Source organism: Kitasatospora sp. NPDC057512, from assembly GCF_042802135.1.
GTDB lineage: Bacteria > Actinomycetota > Actinomycetes > Streptomycetales > Streptomycetaceae > Kitasatospora.
Map to the genome: position 1 here is coordinate 1 of NZ_JBHVET010000785.1, position 3,734 is coordinate 3,734.

At 70.6% G+C, this 3,734-nt stretch carries 3 protein-coding genes and 1 tRNA gene; 1 reads left to right on the forward strand and 3 read right to left on the reverse strand.

Annotated elements, in window-relative coordinates:
* Nucleotides 1–138: 138 nt before the first annotated feature.
* The 3 genes from ACFU6K_RS33685 to ACFU6K_RS33695 all read right to left on the reverse strand — a co-directional run bounded on the left by ACFU6K_RS33685 (nucleotide 139) and on the right by ACFU6K_RS33695 (nucleotide 3,214).
* Entirely contained in the window at nucleotides 139–1,032 is an 894-nt protein-coding gene (locus tag ACFU6K_RS33685) for a chaplin (protein ID WP_380669578.1), read from the reverse strand.
* Nucleotides 1,033–1,359: 327 nt separating this feature from the next.
* Complete coding sequence (locus ACFU6K_RS33690; protein ID WP_380669581.1) at nucleotides 1,360–1,602, reverse strand: chaplin; 243 nt, start codon at nucleotides 1,600–1,602, stop codon at nucleotides 1,360–1,362.
* A 280-nt stretch (nucleotides 1,603–1,882) separates the two neighbouring features.
* On the reverse strand, nucleotides 1,883–3,214 hold the full coding sequence (locus ACFU6K_RS33695; protein ID WP_049659731.1) for a M20/M25/M40 family metallo-hydrolase: 1,332 nt from the start codon (nucleotides 3,212–3,214) through the stop codon (nucleotides 1,883–1,885).
* Nucleotides 3,215–3,518: 304 nt separating this feature from the next.
* Between ACFU6K_RS33695 and ACFU6K_RS33700 the strand changes: the two genes are divergently transcribed.
* Nucleotides 3,519–3,603 (forward strand) — tRNA-Leu (locus ACFU6K_RS33700).
* Nucleotides 3,604–3,734 lie beyond the last annotated feature (131 nt).

Here is a 3,734-nt window from a genome sequence, read left to right on the forward strand (position 1 = left end):
CCGGGCGGCAGCGAGCCCTCACGCGTCCGCGGCCGCCCGTTCGCTCGGCGGCCGCGGATGCGTCGTTCCTCAGGTACGCCCGGGGGCGGGCGCGCACCGGTCCCGTTCAGCGCGCGCCCTGGTCCCCGACCCGCCGGGTCAGCGGGCTCCGGCCCGCGCCCGGCGGTAGAGCACGCCGCCGCCGAGCAGCAGCGCGAGACCGGCGGCCCCGAGCAGCTCGACGTCGCCGGCACCGGTGGTGGCCAGCTGGGCGGACGGCGCCGGCTTGACGGCGGACTCCACGGCGGCGGACGCGGAGGTGGCCGGAGCGACGCCGGTGCGCGCGACGCTCGTCACCTCCTCGGAGGAGGTCTGCGGCGGGGTGGTCGGGCAGGTCTCCACGCAGCCCTCGGCCGGCGGCGTCGGGGTGACCTTCTCGACCTTCTCCACGTTGGCGCAGTCGTTGCCGAAGGCCGGGTTGCCGACGCCGGCCACGTTCACCGAGTTGCCGCAGGCGTTGACCGGAACGTCCACCGGCGCCTGGACGCTGTTGCCCGAGAGCACGCCCGCCGAGTTGGTGGCGACACCGGAGGCGCCGGCACCCGGGACGCCGGCACTCGGGACGTCGACGCCCGGAACCTTGGTGGCCGGACCCGCACTGTCCGGGACGGCACTGGCCGGGAGGGTACTGGCCGGGAGGGTGCTGGCCGGCAGGGTTCCGGCCGGAGCCGTGGACCCCTGGCTCCCACTGGCGCTGGAGCTGTCGGTACGGTCGGCGCCGGTGGCACCCGAGCCCTCCGACCGGCCGCCCTGGGCGGGCTTGGACGCGTGATGGCCGCCGCCGTTGACGTTGGCACAGCGGTTGCCGAAGGACGGGTTCAGCAAGCCGACCACATCGATCGTGTTGCCGCAGGCATTGATCGGCACCTCGATCGGCACCTGGACCGAGTTGCCCGAGACGACACCGGGTGAACCGGTGGCCACCCCCTGCGCCTCGGCGCCCCCCGCGTAGGCGTAGCCGGCGGTCGAGGCCAGCACACTGCCGGTGGCCACGGCCGTGAGGATCCCCTTCTTGGCTACTTTCCTCATGTTTTCCCCTGACATTTCGAGACGACGTGTCGACCTTGGCATGAACCTTGCAAAAAAGTCGGAATTTCCGTATATCCGTAAATCACGCAAGGGCTTCGGCTGCACACGGGTTAACGAGAGGCCAACGGGGAGGTTGAGCAACGAAACCCCGCTTCACTCGATCGAGTGATTGTGTCGGAACCCGTGTATCCAGTACCCCGGCGGGGACGCGAACGCCCCCGGCGCGGCGCGTCCGCCGCCCGGGGGCTCGCGTGAGTCGGCTCAACAAGCCCCGACGGCCCGGAGGTCGACTCAGAAGTTGGCGCAGTGGTTGGCGAACGCCGGGTTCAGCACGCCCACGACGCTCACGGTGTTGCCGCAGAAGTTGACCGGGATGTGCACCGGAACCTCGATCTGGTTGCCCGAGACGACACCCGGGGAACCGGCGGCCACACCCTCGGCGGCGGCGCCGCCCTGAGCGGACGCGACACCTGCGGCGGCGAGCACCAGGCCACCGGTGGCGGCGGCGACAGCGGCGATCTTCTTGACCTTCATCATTCCTCCTGTATGGACAACGCAACCCGTTCGGCGGGCTGCACAGGGATGAACGACGCTGCGGCAAACGGGGTACGGAGTGGATCTCCCATTCACCCGCAACGGTGAGGTCTCGCACAGATGCTCGGCCTGGAATTCCCAGCAGAATCGCTTCTGTCGATCTCTTTCTTCCTGTCTCACAATCATCAGCTCGGACAATGCGGTCGGCCCGCCCCCGGCACTCCGGGAACGGGCCGACCCAGTCACCTGATCAGCGCGGACACCCGCCGCGCGAAGCGGCTCAGCAGGCGTCGATGAAGCGGTCCAGCACCCGGGCGCCGAACTTCAGCCCGTCCACCGGCACCCGCTCGTCCACGCCGTGGAACATCCCGGCGAAGTCCAGCTCCGGCGGCAGCTGGAGCGGCGCGAAGCCGAAGCAGCGGATGCCCAGGTCCTGGAAGGACTTGGCATCCGTCCCGCCCGACAGGCAGTACGGCACCGCACGGGCGATCGGGTCCTCGGCGCGCAGCGCGGTCTGCATCGCCTCGACCAGGGCCCCGTCGAAGCCGGTCTCGATCGCCTTGTCCGAGTGCAGGCTCTCGCGCTTCACGCGCGGGCCGAGCACGCTGTCCAGCTCGGCCAGGAACTCCTCCTCGTAGCCGGGCAGGAAGCGCCCGTCCACGTGCGCGGTGGCCTGACCGGGGATCACGTTGACCTTGTAGCCGGCGCCGAGCATGGTCGGCTGGGCGGTGTTGCGCAGCGTGGTCCCGATCATCTTGGCGATGCCGCCGAGCACGCGCAGCGTCTCGTCCATGTTCTCCGGGTCCAGCTCGACCCCGAGCGCGTCCGACAGCTCGTCCAGGAAGGCCCGGACGGTCTTGGTGATCCGCAGCGGGAACTGGTGCCGGCCGAGCCGGGCGACCGCCTCGCACAGCTCGGTGATCGCGTTGTCGTCGTTCTCCATCGAGCCGTGGCCGGCCCGGCCCTCGACCGTCAGGCGCATCCAGTGCATGCCCTTCTCGGCCGTCTCCACCAGGTAGAGGCGGACCTGGTCGTTGACCGTGAAGGAGAAGCCGCCGACCTCGCCGATCGCCTCGGTCACGCCCTCGAACAGCCCCGGGTGCTTGTCCACCAGGAAGCGCGCCCCGTAGGTGCCGCCGGCCTCCTCGTCGGCCAGGAAGGCCAGCACGATGTCGCGCGGGGGCTTGCGCCCGGTGCGCAGCCGGTCCCGGATGACCGCCAGGGTCATCGCGTCCATGTCCTTCATGTCCACCGCGCCGCGCCCCCAGACGCAGCCGTCCGCGATCTCACCGCCGAACGGGTCGTGGGTCCAGTCCGCCGCGTTGGCCGGCACCACGTCGGTGTGGCCGTGGATCAGCAGGCCCGGACGGGAGCGGTCCTCGCCCTCGATCCGGACCACGGTCGAGGCCCGGCCCTTGGCCGACTCGAAGATCTTCGGCTCCAGCCCGAACTCGGCGAGCTGCTCGGCCACGTACTCGGCCGCCTTCCGCTCCCCCGGGCCGGATCCGTCCCCGTAGTTGCTGGTGTCGATCCGGATCAGATCGCGACAGATCTCGGCGACCTCCGACTCAGCCGTCACCTTCGGCGCCGCCGACTCGCTCCGCTCGCTCACGGTCACTCCTCGCGTCTTGGGCCCGCACCGACGCACCAGCGCGCCACCCCCAGGACCTGCACCCGGGCCGTACGAGCACGTCCGCCCATCCTCCCCCAGCCCCCGATCCCGATCCAGCCCCCGCACGTTCCCGAAACCCGCTGGTCACGCCCCCGCCACACGCCGCCCCTTGCCCCCGCCACCCCTCGGACCCGCCCGCCGGGAGCCCGCCGGAAACCGTTTTGGGACCCCAAGCCGATCTTTGCTACAGTTACATCTGTCAGCGCGACGGACGAGAGATCGGAAGCCGCGAGGACGACACCTAGTCCGGGTGGCGGAATGGCAGACGCGCTAGCTTGAGGTGCTAGTGCCCTTTATCGGGCGTGGGGGTTCAAGTCCCCCCTCGGACACCGAAAGAAAGGCCCCAGTTGATCTGGGGCCTTTCTGCTTTTCCGGTACGGGTCACCGCTGTGGCGCGACCGCCACGAAGGCGGATGCCCGGCCGGTGGGAAACCGGCCGGGCATTCGGTGGGCCTGGCCC

What these genes read in the sequence shown, in the direction of transcription:
- ACFU6K_RS33690 (WP_380669581.1), bottom strand. Translation starts at nt 1,602, where the DNA reads ATGAAGGTCAAGAAGATCGCCGCTGTCGCCGCCGCCACCGGTGGCCTG.